The sequence below is a fragment of the Streptomyces sp. SAI-127 genome, assembly GCF_029894425.1.
Classification (GTDB): domain Bacteria; phylum Actinomycetota; class Actinomycetes; order Streptomycetales; family Streptomycetaceae; genus Streptomyces.
The window spans coordinates 9,171,982-9,193,967 of record NZ_JARXYJ010000001.1 but is presented as its reverse complement, the minus strand read 5'-3'; the positions used below and the strand labels follow the sequence as shown (position 1 = coordinate 9,193,967).

The window sequence follows — 21,986 nt, the reverse complement described above, 5'->3', positions numbered from 1 at the left end:
CGGCAGAAGGCCCTCGTCCGCGGACGGGGGCCTTTCTACGGTCGTCCCATGGACGTCATCGAGCTGCTCCCGCACCTCCACCTCCTGCGCTTCCCGGTCGGCCAGGCCTATCTCTGGCGAGACGGCGACGAGTCGACACTGATCGACGCCGGCCCGGCGGGGTCCGCCGCGTCGATCGCCGCCTGCGTACAGGGGCGCCTACGACGGATCGTGCTCACCCATTTCCACGAGGACCATGTGGGCGGGGCGGGCGAGTTGGCCGCTCTGACCGGCGCCGAGGTGCTGGCGCACGAGCTGGACGCGCCGGTCGTACGAGGTGAAGTACCGGGCCCGCCACCGGTGTTCGAGGACTGGGAGCGCCCCCTGCACGCGGAAGCCCTACGACACCTGCCACAGGGCGAGTTCGCGAGGCCGCCGAAGCTCACCGAGCTGTCCGACGGTGATCTGCTCGGCTTCGGCGGTGGGGCGCGGGTCGTCCATGTCCCGGGTCACACGCCCGGCAGTGTCGCGCTCCATCTCCCCGAGCACGGAGTGCTCTTCACCGGCGACGCCGTGGCCGCGTCACCTGTCGACGGGAAGGTGATGCCCGGCGTGTTCAACGTCGACCGGACCCAAGCCCTGCACTCCTTCGAGAAGTTGGCTGAACTCGGGGCGGACCTCGCGTGCTTCGGCCACGGGGGACCGATCATGGGGCCATGGTCTCCGCCACCCGTCTCAGCACCCACGCCGACACCGCCGCCTCCCTCGCCCTCCTGAGCGACCACGCCCTCGCCGACCTCGTGGCATCCGGCACGCCGGCAGGCACCGGCATCGGCGGACGGGCGAGCCTGCTGGAGGTGGACGGCGTACAGGTCTTCGTCAAGCAGGTGCCGCTCACCGCCACCGAGCTCCAGCCGGCCCACGTCCGATCCACCGCGAACCTCTTCGGCCTGCCGTCCCGCTTCCACTACGGCATCGGCGCGATCGGCAGCCCCGGCTTCGGCGCCTGGCGTGAGCTGGCCGTGCACGAGATGACGACCGACTGGGTACGCTCGGGCAGCTTTCCGGGCTTCCCGCTGCTGCACCACTGGCGGGTGCTGCCCGACCTCCCCCAGCCGCTCCCCGGTGACCTCGCCGACGTGGAGCGGTGCGTGGCCTACTGGGGCGGTGGCCGCGAGCGGGTCGAGGCCCTGCGCACGGCGTCCGCGAGCCTGACCCTGTTCCTGGAGTACGTGCCGCACACCCTCCACGACTGGTTCTCCGCACAACTGCGCACGGAGAATGCCGAGCCGGCCTGCGCCCTCGTGGAGCAGGGCCTCGAAGCCGTCACCGGCTTCCTCCGTGCGCAGCGGCAACTGATCCACTTCGACGCCCACTTCGGCAACATCCTCACCGACGGACACCGGCTCTACCTGACCGACTACGGGCTGTCCTTGTCGAGCCGCTTCGCACTCGACCCGCAGGAGCGCGACTTCTACGACCGCCACCGGGAATACGATCGCGCCTACGCCCTCTCCTATCTGGTGCACTGGCTGGTCGTCGACCAGTACGGCCTCGGCCGGGACGAGCGCGAGGAGTTCATCCGCGCATGCGCCGGCGGCAGGCGCCCCGAGGGGATCCTCGCGGCGGCGGCCGAGCTCATCTCGCGGCACGCCCGACTGGCAGTCGTGGTCGGCGACTTCAACCGGCGACTGGAACAGGAGAGCAGGCTCACCCCGTACCCTCACGACGACGTCGAGGCGCTGTCCTCCAGTGCGGTCAGGGCCGGATCGAGCACGATGTCCTCTCCGCGGGCCTCGACGCTCGGCTCCTCCGGGAAGTGACAGGCCGTCAGGTGCCCCTCCGCGTTCCCCGCCGCCCGCACCAGCGGCGGCTCCTCGGTCGCGCACCTGTCCTGGGCCTTCCAGCAGCGGGTACGGAAGCGGCAGCCGGACGGCGGGTCCACCGGCGAGGGCACGTCCCCGGCGAGCCGGATGCGCTCGCGCCGGCGGACGCCGTCCGGATCGGCCTCGGGCACCGCGGACAGCAGGGCGTGGGTGTAGGGGTGCCTCGGCCGCGTGTACAGCGTCTGCCGGTCGGCGACCTCGACGATCTTGCCGAGGTACATCACCGCGACCCGCTCGCAGAAGTGCCGTACGACAGCGAGGTCATGGGCGATGAAGACGAACGCGATGCCGAACTCCCGCTGGAGGTCCTGGAGCAGGTTGACGATCTGCGCCTGGATGGAGACGTCCAGCGCCGACACCGGTTCGTCGGCCACGATGAGCTTGGGCCGCAGCGCGAGCGCCCGGGCGATCCCGATGCGCTGGCGCTGGCCCCCGGAGAACTCGTTCGGGTAGCGGTTGTAGTGCTCGGGGCTGAGTCCGACCGTCTCCAGCAGTTCCTGGGCGCGCTTCTTGTGGCCCTGCGGCGGGTTGATGCCGTTGAGCCGCATCGGCGTCTCGACGATCGTGCCGACCGTGTGCCGGGGGTTCAGTGAGGAGTACGGGTCCTGGAAGATCATCTGGAGGTTCCGGCGAGCCTCCTTCATCCGGTTCTCCGGGGTGTGGGAGATGTCCTCGCCGTCGAACACGACCTTCCCGGCCGTGGGTTCCAGCAGCCGGGTGATCAGGCGGCCCGTCGTCGACTTGCCGCAGCCGGACTCGCCGACCAGACCGAGCGACTGGCCCGCGCCGACCGTGAAGTCGATGCCGTCGACGGCGTGCACGGCGCCGATCTGCCGCTGGAAGACGATGCCGTGGCGGATCGGGAAGTGCTTGGTGAGGCCGCTGACTTCGAGCAGGTGCTCCCCGGCGGCGGGCTGGGTGGTGCTCACGGCTTGCTCCTGTTCGTCCGCCGCGGTCACTGCCCGGCCCCGGCGGCCGTACGAACGCGGATCTCTTGCCTGGTCTCCGGGGTGAGGTGGCAGGCGGCGAGGTGCCGGCCGGTGCCGGCGACGGCCATCAGTTCGGGCCGCTCCGTCGCGCAACGCCCCTCCGGCACCCAGCCCTTGTAGGTGCAGCGGGGGTGGAAGGCGCAGCCTCCGGGAGGGTTGATGAGGCTGGGCGGTGACCCGGCGATCGGGTTCAGCCGCTGTTCGACGTCCCCGGTGATCTGCGGCATCGACTCCAACAGCCCCCAGGCGTAGGGGTGCTGGGGTTCCTTGAGTACGTCGCGCACGGTGCCGTACTCGATCCGGCGGCCGCCGTACATCACCAGGATGTCGTCGGCGATGTCGGCCACCACGCCGAGGTCGTGGGTGATGAGGATGACGGCGGAGCCGAACTCCTCCTGGAGATCTCGGATCAGGTCCAGGATCTGCGCCTGGACGGTGACGTCCAGGGCCGTCGTCGGCTCGTCGGCGATGAGCAGTTCGGGATCGCAGACCAGGGCCATGGCGATCATGGCGCGCTGGCGCATACCGCCGGAGAACTGATGGGGATAGTCCCGGACCCGGCGTTCGGGCTGCGGAATGCCTACCCGTTTCAGCATCTCCACCGCACGCTCCCGGGCCTCCTTCTTCGAGACCCTGTGGTGGACCCGGTAGGCCTCGGCGATCTGGGCGCCGACGGTGAAGTAGGGGTGCAGGGCGGACAGCGGGTCCTGGAAGATCATGGAGACGGTCCTGCCGCGCAGCGCGCGCATGTCGTGCTCCGGAAGGGCGACCAGGTCCTTGCCGTCCAGCCGGATCTCCCCGGAGACCACTGCGCGCGTGCCCTTGTGCAGCCCGAGCAGGGCCAGCGAGGTGACCGACTTCCCCGAGCCGGACTCGCCGACGATGCCGAGGGTGCTGCCCTTGTCCAGGGTGAAGGAGACGCCGTCGACGGACTTGACGATCCCGTCCTCGGTCGGGAAGTGCACGCGCAGGTCCCGTACGTCGAGGAAGGGGGCGGCCGCGGGATCGACGGCCGCCGGTTGCGGTGAGGTCTGCAGGGACACGGGGTTTTCCTTGCTGCGGTGAGGGGGCTCAGGCGAGGCGGACACGGGGGTCGACGAGGCCGTAGACCACGTCGACGACCACGTTGGCGAGCACGACGAAGGTGGCCGCGAAGAGCGTGGTGCCGAGGATGACGGGCAGGTCGGAGTTCTGCACCGAGTCGACCGCGAGCTTGCCGATGCCGTTGATGCCGAACACCGACTCGGTGATGACCGCGGAGCCGCCGATCAGCGAGCCGACGTCCATGCCGAAGATGGTGAGGATCGGGGTGATGGCGGCCCGCAGGCCGTGCTTGAGGACGACCTTGCCGCTGGACAGGCCCTTGGCCCGGGCGGTGCGCATGTAGTCCTCGGCGAAGACCTCCAGCATGGAGGAGCGGGTGAGCCGGGTGTACAGCGCGAGGTAGACGATGACCAGGGTGGCCCACGGCAGGATCAGGCCCTCGAACCAGGCGCTCGGGTCCTCGGTGATCGGGGTGTAGCCGGAGGCGGGCAGGATCTGCCACTTGTCGACGAACAGGTAGAGCAGCAGCAGTCCGACGAAGTAGATCTGCACGGAGACACCGAGCAGGGCGAGTCCCACCGCCGCCTTGTCGGCGGCCTTGCCCCGGCGGACGGCGGCGAGCGTGCCGAGGCCGACGCCCAGGATCAGGAAGAACACCGCGGCGCCGAGTCCGAGCGAGAGGTCCGCGGGGAAGTCGCCCAGCAGGGTGCTGAGGACGGGGGTGTCGGTCTGGAAGGAGATCCCGAGGCAGGGCGCGCCGCAGTGCACGCGCAGGCTCTGGTCTCCGTAGTCACGGCCGACGAAGAGGCCCTTGAAGAACTCCCAGAACTGGGTGAGGAAGCTCTTGTCGAGCCCGAGCGAATGCTTGATCTCGGTCAGCCGGGAGGGCGAGCAGGTCTTGCCGCAGGCCAGGAGTGCGGGATCGGACGGCAGCGCGAAGAAGATCACGAAGGTGATCACGGTGATCACCAGAAGGATCGCGGCCGCTGCCAGCAGGCGCCGGATGAGGTAACGAACCATGTCGTGCTGGACCTGACGTGAGAGGGGGTGCCCGCCGGCCGGGGACCGCCGGCGGGCCGAGGAGGGGTGCGTCAGCTCTTGACGTACACGTGGACGAGGCTGGGCTCGGCGAGGATGGGGTCCGGGATGACCCCGCCGACCTTGGAGCCCGCCAGTTCGCTGAAGTTCATGTACATCAGCGGGACCACCGCGGCGTCCTTCATGATCTGCTCGTCCAGGGCGCCGTAGGCGGCGTTGGCCTGCTTGACGTCGGTCATCTTGGCGATCTTGTCGATCTGCGCGTTGACCGCGGGGTCGTTCAGGTACGCCAGGTCCTGGTTGGACTGCGGCAGCTTGGCGATCTGCCGTCCGTCGAAGAGCACGGGCAGCACGGTGGAGGCGTTCGGCCAGTCCGCGATCCAGTCGACCCAGGTCAGGTCGTACTGGTTCTTCACGTTGTCGATGTTGCTGAAGTAGTTCGCCGCGTCGATCGGGGTGATGTTCACCGTGATGCCGATCTTGCCGAGCGACGTCTTCACCGCGTCACCGAAGTGCTCCAGGGTCGGTGTGTTCTCCACCGCCAGCGACATGGTGAGCTTGGGGTTCCCGACCTGCTTCATCAGCGCCTTGGCCTTGGTGAGGTCACCCGCGGGGTTGGTGCTGTAGAGGTTGAACTTCTTGTAGCCGTCGATGCCGGGGCTGATCATGGTGCTCGCGTAGTCGCCGTACGCCGAGCCGCCGAACGCGCCGCGGACGGTGGTCTTGTCGATCGCGTACTCGATGGCCTGACGGACCTTCAGGTCCTTGGTCCGTGTGGTGTTGATGGCGAGGTAGTTGATGCCGGGAGCCGGAATGTTGTAGAGACGGGACTTGAGCGACTGGTCGCTGGAGATCGTCGTCAGGTCGGAGCCCGCGATCGGCCACTGCATGATCGAGGTCTGGGCGGCGCCGGCGTCGGACTTGATCTGCTGGTCGATCGCCGACTGGTCCTGGCCGAGTTTCACGTCGATCTCATTGACGTTCTGCTGCCGGATCGGGTCGGTCGACTGCTTCCAGTGCGTGTTCTTGACGAGGACGACTTCCTTGTTCTTGGTGTACGACTTGATCATGTACGGCCCGTCGGACCAGACGTGTGTGTCGTACGTGGCCCCCGTGTCGTGGGCCTTGGGCACCCCGGACCAGCCGGGCATGGCGGTCGTCTCGTTGAAGTCCGCGACGGGCTGGCCGAGATGGAACACGATCGTGGACGCGTCGGGCGTCTGGATGGAGGCGAGCTCCTTGCCCGAGTAGGGCCCCTTGTAGGAGGAGCCGCCGACCAGCCACTGACTGGCGTACGGCGGGCCGCCGTTGATGTCGGGCGAGAAGGTCCGCTCGACGCCGTACTTGACGTCCTGCGCCGTGACGGGCGTGCCGTCCTGCCACACGACGCCCTTGCGCAGGTGGAAGGTCCACACCGTGTCGCCGTTGCTGGGCGTTCCGGTGTCGGTGGCCAGATCGCCGACGAGCTTGGGCTGGGAGCCGGTCTCGTCCCATCCGGTCAGGGTGCGCACGATCTCCTGGTCCATGCTCGAACCCTCGGTCGTGTAGGTGCGCTGAGGGTCGAGGTGGTCGAAGTCGGCGTGGTCGAGGACGGTCAGCGTGCCGCCCTTGGTCGGGGACCCGCTCCCGGTGGTGCTGGAGGAGCCCCCGCATGCGGTGGCCCCCAGGGCGATCGCCACGGCGGTGGCCGCGAGCGCGATCGAGCGCCTTCTGCGCGTCATTGGGTAACACTCCGTTCTTTTACGGCTCGGCGGTGCGACCCGAGTGGGGTCGTGCGTGCCGGTGTCGAGGGGGGACCGCGTCAGCTTCGGGCCGCGCGGGGATCTAGGGCGTCCCGGACTCCGTCTCCGAGGAGGTTGAGCCCGAGGACGAGGATCAGGAGCAGGACGCCGGGGACGAACAGGTACATCGGGTCCTGCAGGAAGTACTGGGAGGCGTCCGACAGCAGCGCCCCCCAGTCCGGGTTGGGCGGGATGACACCCACGCCGAGGTACGACAGGGCCGCCTCGGTGGTGATGTTCTGCGGGACGGCCAGCGCGAAGGAGATCAGGACCGGCGCCCACAGGTTCGGCAGCAGCTGCCGGAAGAGGATGTGCCACCGGCCGGCGCTCATGATCCGCGCGGCGTCGACGAACTCCCGTTCGCGCAGCGACAGGACCTGCCCTCGCACCAGCCGGGCGGTGTAGGCCCAGGCGAACACCGCGATGTTGAGGACGAGGACCAGCAGCCGCAGGTTCTCGTCGGTGCCGCCGTGGCTGTTGGTCTGCATCGCGTTCTGGATGACCGGGGTCAGCGCGATGATGAACAGCAGCTGCGGGAAGGCCAGCATCACGTCCATGATCCGCGAGAGCACGGAGTCGACCCAGCCGCCGGAGTATCCCGCCGCGAGGCCCGCCACGACACCGACGACGGTGGACAGCACGGCCGAGGCGAAGCCGACGAGGAGCGAGGTGCGCAGGCCGTAGACGATCCGGGCGAACAGGTCGTAGCCCGTGCCCGGTTCGACCCCCAGCAGGTGGGTGAGGCTGATGCCGCCCAGCGCACCGCGCGGGAAGTTGCCGGTGTCCGGGTCGATCGCCCTGCCGTCGGGGGTGATCGGCCCCCAACCGGTGATCGCGGTCAGGACCGGAGCCAGCAGCGCGACCAGGATGAACAGGACGGTGATCACGAAGGCGATCAGGGTGACCTTGTCCCGTCTGATGCGCCGCCAGGCCATTCGGGCGGGCGAGCGCCCGGTGATGACCGTGCCGTCGCTCCGCGGGTTCGGCGAAGGTTCACCGGCTTGCGTGGTGCCGGTGTCGGCGGGCATCGGCTGCTGTTGCGTCGTCATCGTGCGGACGTCCCGGGTATGTGCTGGGGCTGGCGCGGAGTTTTCGCCGTCGCCGGCGGACAGGGTCTCGTCATGGGGCTGTTGCCGTGAGACTGAGCGGACTGTCGCAACACGCTGAGAGGCCGGTCAAGGCGGAAAATGACCGGAAAGGGGATTGTTTGCGCTCCTTGCCAAGAGTTGACGAGGGCGGGACGTTTCGTTAGCTCTGACATGGAGGTATCACGACGATTCCCTTGGCTGGTTCTCGCCCTCCGCTTGCCTGAGTCGAACATGCCTCGAACATGGCGAAGCCCCGTCGGCACCGAATGCCGACGGGGCCTCCCCCGGACGTCAGCCGATCGGAACCCCGGCTTCCAGGTACAGCGCGGCCCCGCGTTCACGGGCCCGCAGCGCCCACCGCAACCGCTCGTAACGCACCGGCGGCAACAGCTCGGCGGCCTCCTCCTCGCTGGCGAAACACCAGCCGCGCAGCTCGGGACCGGGCAGCAGAACCGCCCGTGCCCGGGCGGAGTCGAGCCGGCCGCCGTCGAAGAGGAGGCGCAGTCCGCCGTATCCGGGAGGCGCGGGCGGCTCCCAGTCGACGACCAGGAGACGCGGTACGTGCTCCAGCTGGATGCCGGTCTCCTCGGCGACCTCGCGCACGCCGGCCCGGGCCGGCGCCTCGCCGCGCTCGACGACGCCGCCGGGGAACTCCCAGCCGGCCTTGTAGGTGGGGTCGACGAGCAGCACCCGGTCGCGCTCGTCGAAGAGGAGGACCCCGGCGGCCACGGTCTCGGCGGTGGGCTCGGGGGTCTGCACGATGTCGCACACCGGCACGGTCCCGGCGCCGAGGTCCTCGGCGATGCGGGCGGCCGTCTCGTACGGGGTGAGCGCGCCGGTGTCGATCAGGTGGGCGTCGGCGGTGAGCCAGGAGGCGAGGGCGGCCCGGTAGGGCTCGATGTGGTCGTACGCCCAATGCCCCTGCCCCATCTCGCCGGGCGGAAGGGTCGGCGGGGTCTCCCGCCCGGCTATTCGCTCGCGCAGGATCGTTTCCGCCGGAGCGAGGAGAACATGCCGGACGGTGATCCGGCGGGCGGCGAGGCCGCCAAAGATCTCGTCGCGGTACTCCTGGCGCAGCAGGGTCATGGGGACCACGAGGGTCCCGCCGAGCTCGGCGAGCATCGCGGCCGCCGTGTCGATCACCAGACGTCGCCAGATCGGCAGGTCCTGGAAGTCGCCGACCTCGGTGAGGTGCTTGGGCGGCAGCAGACGCACGACCGCCGCGCCGATGTCCTCGGGGTCGAAGAGCGTGCTGTTCGGGATCAGTTCGATCAGTTCCCGTGCGGCGGTGGTCTTCCCCGCACCGAACGCGCCGTTGATCCAGACGATCACGGACTCCCCCTCTTCTGTTTGGCCCCCTGAGGCTTGCCCGCTCCACCCTGCCACGGAAACCAGCCGCAGATGAGGGCGCACAAACGCGGCGCCGGGACCCCTCGTCCAGAGGGGTCCCGGCGCCGCGGTCCGCGCAGGCCTTGTCAGCCCTTCCCCCCGAGGGCGGTCCCGTCCACGCCGTCCAGACTGTCGTTGGCGACGGTGTGGTCGACGGTGCTGAGGGTCTTGTCGACGTCGATGCGGTTGAGGTCCTCACCCACGGAGTGCGAGGGAGTGACCGCCGCGACGACGAAGCCGGTGGCGAGGGAGGCGATGGCGAGCATGCTGCGCTTCTTCATGGCCTGATCAACGTCGACGGACGGAATGGGTCACGCTGCCGTACGCCGTGCCGCTCTCTTCCACCACAGTCCAACACGTCCTACCTTTAACCCACACTGAATGACGCGTACATGCAGTCATCGCACCTTCAGCCGGTTCGGAGGAACGTAACGATGCGTCACCTTCACACCCGCACAACCCGCCGAAGGATGGTCGCCGCACTCAGCGTGCTGCTGTTGGCGGTGCCCGGCGCTTCCGCCGTCGCGGACGAGGAGGGGCCGGCGTCACCCGCCCTGGCCGACGGCCTGGCCCTCACCCCGCCCATGGGCTTCAACAACTGGAACTCCACCCACTGCCGGGCCGAGTTCGACGAGTCCATGGTCAAGGGGATCGCGGACATCTTCGTCGAGAAGGGCCTCAAGGACGCCGGCTACCAGTACGTCAACCTCGACGACTGCTGGGCACTGCCGGCCCGGGACGCGGACGGCAAGCTCGTCCCGGACCCGGCCCGCTTCCCGAACGGGATCAAGGCCGTCGCCGACTATGTGCACGCCAAGGGCCTCAAGCTCGGCATCTACACCAGCGCGGGCACGAAGACGTGCAACAGCGCCGGCTTCCCGGGCGCGCTGGGCCACGAGTACAGCGACGCACAGCAGTTCGCCGACTGGGGCGTGGACTATCTCAAGTACGACAACTGCAACAACCAGGGCGTGGACGCCAGACTGCGCTACACGACCATGCGCGACGCCCTCGCGGCGACCGGCAGACCCATCGTCTACAGCATCTGCGAATGGGGCGAGAACAAGCCCTGGGAGTGGGCGGCGGACGTCGGACACCTGTGGCGCACCACCGGGGACATCAGCGACACCTGGGGCTCGATGCTGTCGATCCTCAAACAGAACCTGCCCCTCGCGCCCCACGCGGGCCCCGGCCACTGGAACGACCCCGACATGCTGGAGGTCGGCAACGGCGGCATGACGGCCACCGAGTACCGCTCGCACTTCTCGATGTGGTCGGTCATGGCGGCCCCCCCCTGCTCATCGGCAGCGACCTGCGCACGGCCTCCGACGAGACCTTCGAGATCCTCGGCAACAAGGAGGTCATCGCCGTCGACCAGGACCCGCTGGGCAAGCAGGGATCCGTCGTCTCCTCCGAGAGCGGACGCTGGGTCGTCGCCAAGGAGATGAAGGACGGCAGCCGCGCGGTGGCCCTGTTCAACGAGACGAGCAGCCCGCAGCGCATCGCCACCACCGCCGCGGCCGTCGGCCTGCCCGGCGCCGACGCGTACACCCTGCGCGACCTGTGGCAGCACAAGAGCTACAACACCGCGGGCACGATCTCGGCGACCGTCCCGGCGCACGGAACGGTCCTCGTACGGGTCTTCGCCGACCGCAGGTGGAACCAGCACCCGCCCGCCGTCGAACTCGGCCTGGACGGCAGTCCGTTGGTCCAGGCCGGCACGCCGGCCCGGCTGACGACGACCGTCACCGACCTGGGACGCACCCCGGCCCAGCAGGTCTCCGTACGGCTGTCCGGCCCCGAGGGGTGGGCCGTGAAGCCGACCTCGCCGACCACCTCGGCGGTCCTGTCCACGGGCCGCTCGCTGCGCACGAAGTGGACGGTCACCGCTCCACAGGGGACACCGACGGGGTCGTACGACCTGACGCTCAAGGCGAGTTACCGCTCACCGGCCGGTGTCCTGGTCGAGAACCTGCTGCCGTTCAGCGCGACCGTGGTGGTGCCGCCGCCGGCGGGGACCTCGGGACTCGGTGACCTTCCGTGGCTCTCGGCCGCCAATGGCTACGGTCCCGTGGAACGCAACACCAGCAACGGGGAGAGCGCCGCGGGCGACGGTCATCCGATCACCATGGGCGGCGTGGTGTACGCCAAGGGGCTCGGGGCGCACGCGGAGAGCGCCGTCGAGTACTACACGGGCGCGGCCTGCGAGACCGTCACCGCCGACGTCGGTGTCGACGACGAGAAGGGTGCGAACGGCACCGTCGCCTTCGAGATCTGGGCGGACGGCACCAAGGTGGCGGCCACCGGGGTCCTCACCAACGCCATGCCGGCCGAGCCGCTCACCGCGGACATCACCGGCGCCCGGCTGGTCCGGCTCGTCGTCACCGACGGCGGGGACGGCATCGACTCGGACCACGCGGACTGGGCGGACGCGCGGTTGAGCTGCTGACGCGCCTGGCGGCCGGTCCCGCGGGCCCGGCCGCCAGGTGAACGTTTCTGCCGACGCCGACACCTCGCGCCGCCCCGGCGTCAGACCGCCGCTGCCGTGTCCGCCTGCTTCGCGAGCGCCGCCGCGGCCGCGCCGACCAGCCCCGCGTCCGTGCCCATCTGGGCGGGCACGATCGTCAGGCGCTGGACGAAGGAGAGGGTCGCGTAGTCGCCCAGCGCCTTGCGCAGCGGCTCGAAGAGGACATCACCCGCCTTGCCGACCCCGCCGCCGATGACGGCGATGTCGATCTCGACGAGGGTCGCGGTGGCGGCGATACCGGCGGCGAGTGCCTGGGCGGCCCGCTGGAAGGAGGCCACGGCGACCGGATCGCCGCCTCGGGCCGCGTCGGCCACCGCGGCGGCGGACGTGTCACCGTCAGGACCGGGCCGCCAGCCGTTCTCCAGCGCGCGCCGGGCGATGTTCGGGCCGCTGGCTATGCGCTCCACACAGCCGCGCGCCCCGCACGGGCACGGGTCACCGTCGAGGTCGACGCTGATGTGCCCGATGTGCCCGGCGTTCCCGGTGGGCCCGGCGTGCAGTTGGCCGTTCAGCACCAGCCCGCCTCCCACACCGGTCGACACGACCATGCACAGCGCGTTGTCGTGCCCGCGGGCGGCGCCCTGCCAGTGCTCCGCCGCCGTGATGGCCACACCGTCGCCGATCAGCTCGACAGGGAGCCCGCCGGCCGCCTCGCGGACCCTGCTGACCAGCGGATAGTCCCGCCAGCCGGGCACGTTCACCGGGCTCACGGTCCCGGTGGAGGCGTCCACCGGGCCCGCGCTGCCGATACCGAGGGCGCCCGCGCGGCCCCACAGCGGCGAGTCCGTGAGTTCGCCGAGGGTCTCCTCGACGGCCCGCATCACGGTGTCGCCGTCCTCCTGCGCGGGCGTGGCGCGTTGCGCCCGGAGCAGGATCCGGCCGTGGCCGTCCACCAGCGCTCCGGCGATCTTGGTGCCGCCGATGTCGAGCGCAGCCACGAGGTCGGTGTGCATCAGTGTCAGTTCTCCCCGGTCAGCCTTGGGAATGGACAGGCCGGTCTCGCGGTGGGGGCGCAGGCCGACAGATTGCGGTGGACAGTGTCTCCCGCTTCTGACAACGTTGTCCAGGCTCTATGCTCGACGCCACATCCTCATACAAAATCATGGACCGCCGCATCCCCGTCGACGACAGGAACAGGACGCCGTATCGTGCCCGACACCCACAGCCGAGCAGACCGCCTCGCCACGACCCGGTACGGCAACCGTCCGACCATGAAGGACGTGGCCGCGCGGGCCGGCGTCGGGCTCAAGACGGTCTCCCGTGTGGTCAACGGCGAACCGGGGGTCACCCCCGAGACGGAGCACCGGGTGCGGGAGGCCATCGACGCCCTCGGCTTCCGCCGCAACGACAGCGCGCGCGTCCTGCGCAAGGGCCGTACGGCCAGCATCGGCCTGGTCCTGGAGGACCTCGCCGACCCGTTCTACGGCCCCCTCAGCCGCGCGGTGGAGGAGGTGGCCCGGGCCAACGGCGCCCTGCTCATCAACGGCTCCAGCGCCGAGGACCCCGAGCGCGAGCAGGAACTGGTGCTGGCGCTGTGCGCCCGGCGCGTGGACGGCCTCGTGGTCATCCCGGCCGGTGACGACCACCGTTATCTGGAGCCGGAGCTGAAGGCGGGCGTGGCCACGGTGTTCGTGGACCGTCCGGCGGGCCGGATCGACGCCGACGTCGTCCTCTCCGACAACTTCGGCGGTGCCCGCGACGCCGTGGCCCACCTGATCGCCCACGGCCACCGGCGGATCGGCTTCATCGGCGACATGCCCCGCATCCACACGGCCGTCGAGCGGCTGCGCGGGTACCGGGCCGCCATGGAGGACGCCGGCATCGAGGTGACGGACGCCTGGACGTCGCTGGGGGTCACCGACCCGGTGCGGGTGCGCGCGGCGGCCGAGGGGATGCTCTCCGGCCCCTCCCCCGTCACCGCGATCTTCACCGGCAACAACCGGGTGACGGTCACCGTGATCCGTGTCCTCGCCGAACACACCCGCCGAGTCGCCCTCGTCGGCTTCGACGACATCGAACTCGCCGATCTGCTGCAGCCGGGCGTCACGGTCGTCGCCCAGGACGCGGCTACGCTGGGACGTACGGCCGCCGAGCGACTGTTCCGCCAGCTGGACGGCACGCTGCTGACGCCGGAGCGGATCGAACTGCCGACGCGACTGATCACCCGGGGCTCGGGCGAGCTGCCGCCGGCGGACTGAGGTGCCATGGAGGACTTCACCCTGGAGACCCTCGGCCTGGCCGAGGCACCTCGCGAGCACCCGCTGCGGTATCCCGGCGCCTGGCCGACGGACTCCGCGCTGCTCGACGGTGACCGGCTGGTGCCGCTGCCCCCCGACCGGCTGTTGCACGAGGAGCGCACTCCCGTCCTCGCGGTCGGCTCCAACGCCAGTCCCGGCCAACTGCGCCACAAGATGGTCGAGTTCGGGATCACCTCGCCGATCCCGATGGTCAAGACACGGGTGACCGGCGTCGACGTGGGCGTGTCCGCGCACGTGAGCCGCATGGGATACGTGTCGGCGTCTCCCTTCCACGCCCCGGACACCGTACGGGAGTTGTTCGTCATCTGGCTGGACGCCGAGCAACTGGCGATCATCGACGCGAGCGAGGGGGTGCCGCTGCCGAACGGCAACTACGGGCGCGCCTGGCTGCCCGCGCCCGAGGTGCGGGTCGAGCTGCCCGGCGGCGTGACCCTGCCGGGTGTCCACTCGTACGTCAACCGCCACGGCGTCCTGCACGACGGCACCGGCGCCGCGCGCACCCACCCCGGCCAGCGGGAACTGCTGACCGAACTCCTCGTGGGGTCGGCCCGCTTGCGCGCGCTGTTCGGCGTCACGCCGGAGGAGTTCGTCGCACGGGCCCGTGCCGACCGGCAGCTGTGCGAGGCGGGCACCCGGCTGTTCGCCGACGAGAAGCGGGTCACGGAGTCCGGACTGGAGCCCTACGTGATCGTTCAGCAGACCGGGAGTCCCGGCACCGGCTCGTCGTTGTTCCCGCCCTTGATGTAGACGTCGCTGACGTACACGCCGGTGTTGCCGCTGTCGTCGTCCGTCTTCGCCCACCAGACGTTGGTCCACTCGCCGGATGTCTCGCGGCGGCCCAGGTTCTGCTGGCAGTAGAAGTAGTTGGTGCCCGCGTTGAGGACGCCGGCCTCGGCGCCGGAGGCGGTGTAGGACGTGGCCGTCTTCCAGACGGTGCAGTTGTACTTGCCGCCGCCGATGGCGGTGCAGGCCGGGGCCGGGGTGCCGGCGCCGCCGTCCCCGGTCGTGCCGCCGTCCCCGGAGCCGCTGCCGCCGGAGCCGCTGCCGCCCGACGAACCGTCCGAGCCGTCGCCCCCTGAGGTGCCACCGCCGGAGGAGTTGGCCGTGGCGGACGCGGAGGCCCGGCTCGTGGGCTTGGAGCCCCCGTCGTCGCCGGACGTCTCCTTCGCGCTCGGGGTCTTCTTGTCGTCCCCGTCCGTAGGCTCGGGACTGCTGGATCGGTCGGCGTCGGTGCGGGCGGGCGTGGAGGCCGTCGCCGTGGTGGCGGTCGCGGTCGGACGGGCGTCGGCCTCGGCGTCACCCGAGTTGTTCAGCATGGCGACGGCTGTTCCGGCCACCGCGAGCACGACGGTGACGGCCGCGGCGGCGAGCAGCGCGCGGCCCTTGCGGCGGGGCCGGGGCGCGGTGGTCATGGGGCCCGTCGGGAGCGGGTCGTGGGGCCCGGACGCGCCGTGGCCGTGAGCCGGAGACCCGGGCTGTCCCGGAGCGGCGACGGACGCCCCCGAGCCGTGTTCCGAGGGCCCGGGTTGCCCCGGACCACCGCTCTGAGAGGCGGACGCCACCCACCAGGGTGCCGGGGCCCCGGCCTGCTCGTCAGCACCAGCAGCACCCGGCGTGCCCTGTCCCGGAGTCCCGGGCTCGGCAGCCGCCGCGGGCGCGGTCGGTTGCGCGGTCCCCGCCGTTTCGTGCTCACCGGGGCCCTGGTCCTGCCCAGCCCCCTGCGTCGCCGTCGGCCTCGTCGGGTCCGTGGGCCTCGTCGGGTCCGTCGGTCCGAGACCGGCCGATGGCACCGCCGCCGCGGGAACGTCGGGTGTCGCCTCGGCCCGCCCCGCCGAACCGGCCGTACTCGTCGAACCCGCCGTACTCCGCAAGGTCGTCGTGGGGCTGTCCGCCCCGGCCCCGTCCGCAACCGCCTGCAGCAGCGCGCGGGCCTCCCCGGCCCCCGGACGTGCCTCGGGACGCTTGTCCAGCAGGCGCTGGAGAACCGGGCCGAGGGGGCCGGCACTGCGGGATTCGGGGAGCGGCTCGCCGACGATCGCGGTGAGCGTGGAGAACGTCGACGTACGGCGGAACGGCGAGGCGCCCTCGACCGCCGCGTACAGCGTGGCGCCCAGGCCCCAGACGTCGGAGGCCGGTCCCGGATCGGCACCCTGGGCGCGCTCGGGCGCCATGTAGTCCAGGGAGCCGACGAGATGGCCGGTGCGGGTGAGGTTCGTGGCCGAGCCGTCCCCCGGATCGTCCATCGTGGCGATGCCGAAGTCGGTCAGCAGGACGCGGCCCGAGCGGTCGAGCAGGATGTTGCCGGGCTTGACGTCCCGGTGCAGTACGCCGGCTTCGTGGGCGGCGGCCAGCGCGTCCATGACCTTGGCGCCGATGCCGGCCGCCTCGCGCGGGTCGAGGGGGCCGCGCTTGCGCAGCACGGCGTCCAGGGACGGCCCGTCGACCAGCTCCATGACGATCAGCGGACGCCCGTCGACCTCGGCCACGTCGTGCACCGCGACGACGCCGGGATGCCGGACCCGGGCCGCCGCACGGGCCTCGCGCTGCATCCGCAGCCGCAAATCCGCGAGTTCGGGACCGTCGGCGTCGGTATAAGTGCGCAGTTCCTTGACGGCGACCTCGCGGCCGAGAACCTCGTCGACGGCCCGCCAGACCACACCCATGCCGCCGCGACCGAGCTGGGCCACGACACGATAACGCCCGGCCAGCAGCCGACCGGCTTCGTCCTGGCCCTTTCCGTTGGTCTCCCCCGAAGACACCGCTGCCCCGTTCCTGTGAACACGTCAATGCGTGCGGTACAGCCTACGGGGCAGGAGTGACGGCTTCAGCCGGTGGTTGCGACCGTGACAGGGCCGCTACCTCTCCGCCTGCTTGGTGCTAGTTCGTGGAGACGGTCAGGTCACCGCGCCGGGGCACCGCGTACCCCTCCAGGTCGGCCCGCGTCAGACCCGTCAGCCGGGCCACCTCGCCGATGTCGAGGGCGCCGCAGTCGAGCCCGCGCAGCAGATAACCGCTGAGCGCCTTGGCGGTGGCCGGCTCGTCCATGACGTCGCCGCCGACCCGGCCCGCGTACCGGGCGAGTCGGCCGGCGGCCTGCTCGAAGCCCTCTCGGTAGAAGGCGAACACGGCGGCGTACCGGGTGGGGATGTGGCCGGGGTGCATGTCCCAGCCCTGGTAGTAGGCGCGGGCCAGCGCCCGGCGCGTCAGGCCGTAGTGCAGTCGCCAGGCGTCGTGGACCTTCGTCGTCGGACCGACCGGCAGGACGTTCGTGGAGCCGTCCGAGACCCGTACCCCGGTGCCCGCGGCCGCGACCTGCATGATCGCCTTCGCGTGGTCGGCGGCGGGGTGGTCGCTCGCCTGGTGGGCGGCGGAGACGCCGAGGCAGGCGCTGTAGTCGAAGGTGCCGTAGTGCAGTCCGGTGGCGCGGCCCTCGGCGGCCTGGATCATACGGGCGACGGTGGCGGTGCCGTCGGTGGCGAGGATGGACTGGCTGGTCTCGATCTGGATCTCGAAGCCGAGTCGGCCGGAGTCGAGACCGTACGCCTTCTCGAAGGCCTCCAGGAGCCGGACGAAGGCGGTGACCTGCTCGGCGTAGGTCACCTTGGGCAGGGTCAGCACCAGTCCGTCGGGCAGGCCGCCCGCCGCCATGAGACCCGTGAGGAAGACGTCGAGGGTCCGGATGCCGCGGTCCCGGACGGCCGCCTCCATGCACTTCATGCGGATGCCCATGTACGGGGCCGCCGTGCCGTTCCTGTACGCCCCGGCGATCAGTCGTGCCGCGCGGGCCGCCGTCTCGTCCTCCTCGGCGTCCGGGCGCGGGCCGTAGCCGTCCTCGAAGTCGACGCGCAGGTCCTCGATCGGCTCGTGCTCCAACTTGGCGCGCACGCGCGCGTAGACGGGCTCGGCGAGGTCGTCGGACAACCCGAGGACGGCGGCGAAGGACGCGGCGTCCGGGGCGTGTTCGTCGAGGGCGGCGAGAGCCTTGTCCCCCCAGGAGCGAATGGTGTCGGAGGCGAAGACGTCACCGGGGACGTAGACGGTGTGCACGGGCTGGCGGGTGCCGGGGTCTCCGGGGTAGCGGCGCTCCAGTTCGGCGTCGACCGGCGCGAGGGAGGCGCTGATCTCCTCGCTGACGGCACCCGCGAGGCTCGTCGCCACCTTCTCCTGCTGGCCCTGGCCCATCCCACACCCTCCTGTTTTCCGCTCTACGGAATCAACAATCCGTAGAGCGAAGTTATCCATGAAGCTTCCGGACGGTCAACACCCCGTCCACAGCATGAGCCACCGCGTTCATTCAAGGCGCCGAGAACCTCTACGCCCTCTACCGCACTCCGGTTCGAACATTCATCCTGTCCCGTCGGGAGGGAACAACATGTCGGACACCCACAGAATGACGCGTCGCATGGGCCTCAGAACCGCCATGGCCGCCGCCGTCACCGTGCCGCTCATGGGCACGCTGCCGGCCTCCGCCGCCAAGCCGTCAAACCGCCGACTCGATGTCATGACGTTCAATCTCCGCTTCGCAAGCACCTCCGAACCCAACAGCTGGACCGCCCGCCGTCCGGTGATGCGCCGGCTGTTACGTCGGGAAGCCCCGACCCTGATGGGCACCCAGGAAGGCCTCTACCAGCAACTGCTCGACATCCACGCCGACCTCGGACCGCACTACGACTGGATCGGCACCGGCCGCGAGGGCGGCAGCCACGACGAGTCCACGGCGATCTTCTACGACACCCGGCGCCTGGCCCCGGTCGAGCACGACACGTACTGGCTCTCCGACACGCCCAGGGTCATCGGCTCGAACACCTGGGGTGGAGCGCTCCCGCGGATCGTCACGTGGGTCCGCTTCCGCGACCGGGCCGTCGGCGGACGGGAGTTCCACGTCCTCAACACCCACTTCGACCACGTGGGCCAGTACGCGCGCGAGCGGTCCGCCCAGTTCCTCGCCCAGAGGATCGCCGGGTTCGACCGCTCGTCACCGGTGGTGGTGACCGGCGACTTCAACGCCACGGCCCACGACAACCCGGCGTACGACAGCCTGCTCGCCACGGGTCTCGTCGACACCTGGGACACGGCCGCGGAACGCGGCAAGCAGTACGCCACCTTCCACGGCTACAAACCCCTCACCCCCGACGGCGACCGCATCGACTGGATCCTCACCTCGCCCGGCGTCACCGTCCACCGGGCCTCGATCAACACCTTCTCGATGAACGGGCAGTTCCCGAGCGACCACCTGCCGGTACAGGCCACTGTCACCCTGGGATGAGCCGAGGCCCCCGCGACCGCGTCGGCGGTCACGGGGGCCTCGTACGCCCGGACGGGGTCAGCCCTTGCGGGTGTTGATCTCCTCGGTGAGGGCGGGGACGACGTCGAAGAGGTCGCCGACGACGCCGTAGTCGACGAGGTCGAAGATCGGGGCCTCGGCGTCCTTGTTGACCGCCACGATGGTCTTGGAGGTCTGCATGCCGGCGCGGTGCTGGATCGCGCCGGAGATGCCGTTGGCGATGTACAGCTGCGGCGAGACACTCTTGCCGGTCTGGCCGACCTGGTTGGTGTGCGGGTACCAGCCCGCGTCCACCGCGGCCCGGGAGGCGCCGACGGCCGCGCCGAGGGAGTCGGCCAGGGCCTCGATGATCGCGAAGTTCTCGGAGCCGTTGACGCCGCGGCCGCCGGAGACCACGATCGCGGCCTCGGTCAGCTCCGGACGCCCGGTCGACTCACGCGGGGTACGGCCGGTCACCTTGGTGCCGGTGGCCTGCGCGGAGAACGTCACCGACAGCTCCGATACCGCGGGGTTGGCCGGGGCGGCCTCCACGGCGGCGGAGTTGGGCTTGACGGTGATGACCGGGGTGCCCTTGGAGATGCGGGACTTGGTGGTGAAGGAGGCGGCGAACACCGACTGGGTGGCCACCGGGCCCGCCTCGCCGGCTTCCAGGTCGACGGCGTCGGTGATGATGCCGGAGCCGATGCGCAGCGCCAGGCGGGCGGCGATCTCCTTGCCCTCGGCGGAGGGACGGCACCAGCACGGCGGCCGGGGAGACGGCCTCGACGGCGGCCTGCAGCGCGTCGACCTTGGGGACGACCAGGTAGTCGGCGTACTCGGAGGCGTCGTGGGTCAGGACCTTGACGGCGCCGTGCTCGCCCAGGACGGCGGCGGTGTCGGCGGCACCGGCACCCAGCGCGACGGCGACCGGCTCGCCGATACGGCGGGCCAGGGTCAGCAGCTCCAGGGTGGGCTTGCGGACGGCGCCGTCCACGTGGTCGACATAGACGAGAACTTCAGCCATGGGAATGCTCTCCTGCGGATTGCGAAGTCTGAGGGGGCGGTAAGGGGGTTGAGCCTCAGCGGGCCAGTGACCCTTAGATGAACTTCTGGCTCGCGAGGAACTCGGCGAGCTGCTTGCCGCCCTCGCCCTCGTCCTTGACGATCGTGCCCGCGGTACGGGCCGGGCGCTCCGTGGCGGAGTCGACCGTGGTGTAGGAGCCCTCCAGGCCGACCTGCTCGGCCTCCAGGTCCAGGTCGGACAGGTCCCAGGCCTGCACCGGCTTCTTCTTCGCCGCCATGATGCCCTTGAAGGAGGGGTAACGCGCCTCGCCCGACTGGTCGGTCACCGACACCACCGCCGGCAGCGAGGCCTCCAGCTGCTCCGAGGCGGCATCACCGTCACGGCGGCCCTTGACCGTGCCGTCCTCGACCGTCACCTCGGACAGCAGGGTCACCTGCGGCACACCCAGACGCTCGGCCAGCAGCGCCGGAACCACGCCCATGGTGCCGTCGGTGGAGGCCATACCGGAGATCACCAGGTCGTAACCGGCCTTCTCGATCGCCTTGGCCAGCACCAGCGAGGTGCCGAGGGCGTCGGTGCCGTGCAGGTCGTCGTCCTCGACGTGGACGGCCTTGTCGGCACCCATCGACAGCGCCTTGCGCAGCGCGTCCTTGGCGTCCTCGGGGCCCACGGTCAGGACCGTGACCTCGACGTCGTCGTCGGAGTTCTCCGAGATCTGCAGCGCCTGCTCGACCGCGTACTCGTCCAGCTCGGAGAGCAGACCGTCCACGTCGTCCCGGTCGACGGTCAGGTCATCGGCGAAGTGCCGGTCGCCGGTGGCGTCGGGCACGTACTTCACAGTGACAACGATCCTCAAGCTCACGCCGGCTCTCCTACTGCATCGTCATTTTTCGGCTGCCTCTTGCAGGCAGCATAGGCGCCCCAAGCGGCCGATCCCGGTCGGGGCGGGCTGCGCTCCGACCGCAATATTACTCACCAGTACATCCAGTTCCTGCCCGCTAAGCAAGCGCTTTGAACTGTGACCTTCGCAACGCAGCGTAATCGGAACTCGACGGCCGCGCACCACAGCGGAAGGGCCGATGAGCCGATCAGTCGCGCAGGCCGTTGAACCGGCCCTGGTGGTAGACCAGCGGTCGGCCGGCGCCGGCGGGGTCACCCAGCCGCACCTCGGCCAGCACGACGCGGTGGTCCCCCGCGGGCACGCGCGCCACGACCCGGCACACCAGCCAGGCGAGGACGTCGTCGAGGACGGGCACGCCCTCGGGCCCCTCGCGCCAGGCGGTGGGCGCGCCGAAGCGGTCGGCGCCGCTGCGGGCGAAGGTGGCGGCCAGATCTTCCTGGTGCTCGCCGAGTATGTGGACGCCGACGTGCTCCGCCCGGGATATCGCGGGCCAGCTGGAGGCGCCCGTACCGATCCCGAAGGAGAGCATCGGCGGCTCGGCGGAGACCGAGGCGAGGGACGTGGCGGTGAATCCGACCGGGCCGGCCTCACCGCTCGCGGTGATCACGGCGACACCTGCTGCGTGCCGCCGGAAGACGGACCGCAGGAGGTCGGGAGAGGCGAGCCGGGGGGCGCCGAGGTCGGGCGTGGCCGTCATGTGGATGTCCTTCTGCGAGGAGTGTCGAGCTGGACCGTGGCTGCTCAACAAGCCGGACAGCGCGCGCTCGCGGTGCGGGCCAGGTCGACGTGGGCCCGCCCGAACAGAAGGAGTTCCGTAGG

Annotated in this window: 17 protein-coding genes and 2 pseudogenes; 6 read left to right on the top strand and 13 right to left on the bottom strand. The window is 70.6% G+C overall.

Going from position 1 to position 21,986, the window contains the following annotated elements; translation table 11 throughout:
• Positions 1-48: 48 nt before the first annotated feature.
• Together M2157_RS42170 and M2157_RS42165 are read left to right on the top strand one after the other, a co-directional pair.
• Positions 49-756, top strand: a complete 708-nt coding sequence (locus M2157_RS42170; RefSeq protein ID WP_280867811.1) for an MBL fold metallo-hydrolase — start codon at positions 49-51, stop codon at positions 754-756.
• Positions 696-1,802, top strand: a complete 1,107-nt coding sequence (locus M2157_RS42165; RefSeq protein ID WP_280867810.1) for a protein kinase family protein — start codon at positions 696-698, stop codon at positions 1,800-1,802. The genes M2157_RS42170 and M2157_RS42165 overlap by 61 nt, the downstream gene beginning before the upstream one ends.
• Here the strand turns inward: M2157_RS42165 and M2157_RS42160 are convergent.
• The 7 genes from M2157_RS42160 to M2157_RS42130 all read right to left on the bottom strand — a co-directional run bounded on the left by M2157_RS42160 (position 1,703) and on the right by M2157_RS42130 (position 9,475).
• Entirely contained in the window at positions 1,703-2,824 is a 1,122-nt protein-coding gene (locus tag M2157_RS42160) for a dipeptide ABC transporter ATP-binding protein (protein ID WP_280867809.1), read from the bottom strand. The two genes, M2157_RS42165 and M2157_RS42160, sit on opposite strands and share 100 nt — an antisense overlap.
• Entirely contained in the window at positions 2,821-3,897 is a 1,077-nt protein-coding gene (locus M2157_RS42155; RefSeq protein WP_280867808.1) for an ABC transporter ATP-binding protein, read from the bottom strand. The genes M2157_RS42160 and M2157_RS42155 overlap by 4 nt, the downstream gene beginning before the upstream one ends.
• 28 nt (positions 3,898-3,925) lie before the next feature.
• Positions 3,926-4,918 carry an ABC transporter permease gene (locus M2157_RS42150; protein WP_266523983.1) on the bottom strand — a complete coding sequence of 331 codons (993 nt, stop codon included), beginning with the start codon at positions 4,916-4,918 and terminating at the stop codon, positions 3,926-3,928.
• Between the two features lie 71 nt (positions 4,919-4,989).
• Complete coding sequence (locus tag M2157_RS42145) at positions 4,990-6,657, bottom strand: ABC transporter substrate-binding protein (RefSeq protein WP_280867807.1); 1,668 nt, start codon at positions 6,655-6,657, stop codon at positions 4,990-4,992.
• A gap of 80 nt (positions 6,658-6,737) precedes the next feature.
• On the bottom strand, positions 6,738-7,766 hold the full coding sequence (locus tag M2157_RS42140) for an ABC transporter permease (protein WP_280867806.1): 1,029 nt from the start codon (positions 7,764-7,766) through the stop codon (positions 6,738-6,740).
• A gap of 330 nt (positions 7,767-8,096) precedes the next feature.
• On the bottom strand, positions 8,097-9,137 hold the full coding sequence (locus M2157_RS42135; RefSeq protein WP_280867805.1) for an NUDIX domain-containing protein: 1,041 nt from the start codon (positions 9,135-9,137) through the stop codon (positions 8,097-8,099).
• Between the two features lie 143 nt (positions 9,138-9,280).
• The gene (locus tag M2157_RS42130; RefSeq protein WP_280867804.1) at positions 9,281-9,475 is read right to left on the bottom strand and encodes a hypothetical protein; all 195 of its coding nucleotides are present in this window, start codon (positions 9,473-9,475) and stop codon (positions 9,281-9,283) included.
• 153 nt (positions 9,476-9,628) lie between these two features.
• Between M2157_RS42130 and M2157_RS42125 the strand changes: the two are divergent.
• Positions 9,629-11,643, top strand: a pseudogene (locus M2157_RS42125) (NPCBM/NEW2 domain-containing protein).
• A gap of 80 nt (positions 11,644-11,723) precedes the next feature.
• On the opposite strand, the gene M2157_RS42120 reads toward M2157_RS42125, so the two are convergent.
• Positions 11,724-12,674, bottom strand: coding sequence for an ROK family protein (locus tag M2157_RS42120; RefSeq protein WP_280855883.1), 951 nt, complete (start codon positions 12,672-12,674; stop codon positions 11,724-11,726).
• Between the two features lie 195 nt (positions 12,675-12,869).
• Here M2157_RS42120 and M2157_RS42115 point away from each other — a divergent pair, with 195 nt between their 5' ends.
• The gene (locus M2157_RS42115) at positions 12,870-13,919 is read left to right on the top strand and encodes a LacI family DNA-binding transcriptional regulator (RefSeq protein ID WP_280858930.1); all 1,050 of its coding nucleotides are present in this window, start codon (positions 12,870-12,872) and stop codon (positions 13,917-13,919) included.
• Between the two features lie 6 nt (positions 13,920-13,925).
• On the top strand, positions 13,926-14,726 hold the full coding sequence (locus tag M2157_RS42110) for a hypothetical protein (RefSeq protein ID WP_280855884.1): 801 nt from the start codon (positions 13,926-13,928) through the stop codon (positions 14,724-14,726).
• Here the strand turns inward: M2157_RS42110 and M2157_RS42105 are convergent.
• On the bottom strand, positions 14,672-16,738 hold the full coding sequence (locus M2157_RS42105; protein WP_280867803.1) for a serine/threonine-protein kinase: 2,067 nt from the start codon (positions 16,736-16,738) through the stop codon (positions 14,672-14,674). The genes M2157_RS42110 and M2157_RS42105 overlap by 55 nt on opposite strands.
• A gap of 118 nt (positions 16,739-16,856) precedes the next feature.
• Positions 16,857-18,161, bottom strand: a complete 1,305-nt coding sequence (locus tag M2157_RS42100; RefSeq protein ID WP_280855886.1) for an aldolase/citrate lyase family protein — start codon at positions 18,159-18,161, stop codon at positions 16,857-16,859.
• A gap of 190 nt (positions 18,162-18,351) precedes the next feature.
• Here M2157_RS42100 and M2157_RS42095 point away from each other — a divergent pair, with 190 nt between their 5' ends.
• Positions 18,352-19,245, top strand: a complete 894-nt coding sequence (locus M2157_RS42095) for an endonuclease/exonuclease/phosphatase family protein (protein ID WP_280855887.1) — start codon at positions 18,352-18,354, stop codon at positions 19,243-19,245.
• 57 nt (positions 19,246-19,302) lie between these two features.
• Here the strand turns inward: M2157_RS42095 and M2157_RS42090 are convergent.
• From M2157_RS42090 to M2157_RS42080, 3 genes and pseudogenes are all read right to left on the bottom strand, one after another.
• Positions 19,303-20,266 (bottom strand): annotated as a pseudogene (locus M2157_RS42090) (electron transfer flavoprotein subunit alpha/FixB family protein).
• 73 nt (positions 20,267-20,339) lie between these two features.
• The gene (locus M2157_RS42085) at positions 20,340-21,128 is read right to left on the bottom strand and encodes an electron transfer flavoprotein subunit beta/FixA family protein (protein ID WP_280867802.1); all 789 of its coding nucleotides are present in this window, start codon (positions 21,126-21,128) and stop codon (positions 20,340-20,342) included.
• Positions 21,129-21,354: 226 nt separating this feature from the next.
• Positions 21,355-21,864, bottom strand: coding sequence for a flavin reductase family protein (locus M2157_RS42080; protein WP_280855890.1), 510 nt, complete (start codon positions 21,862-21,864; stop codon positions 21,355-21,357).
• Positions 21,865-21,986: the final 122 nt, after the last annotated feature.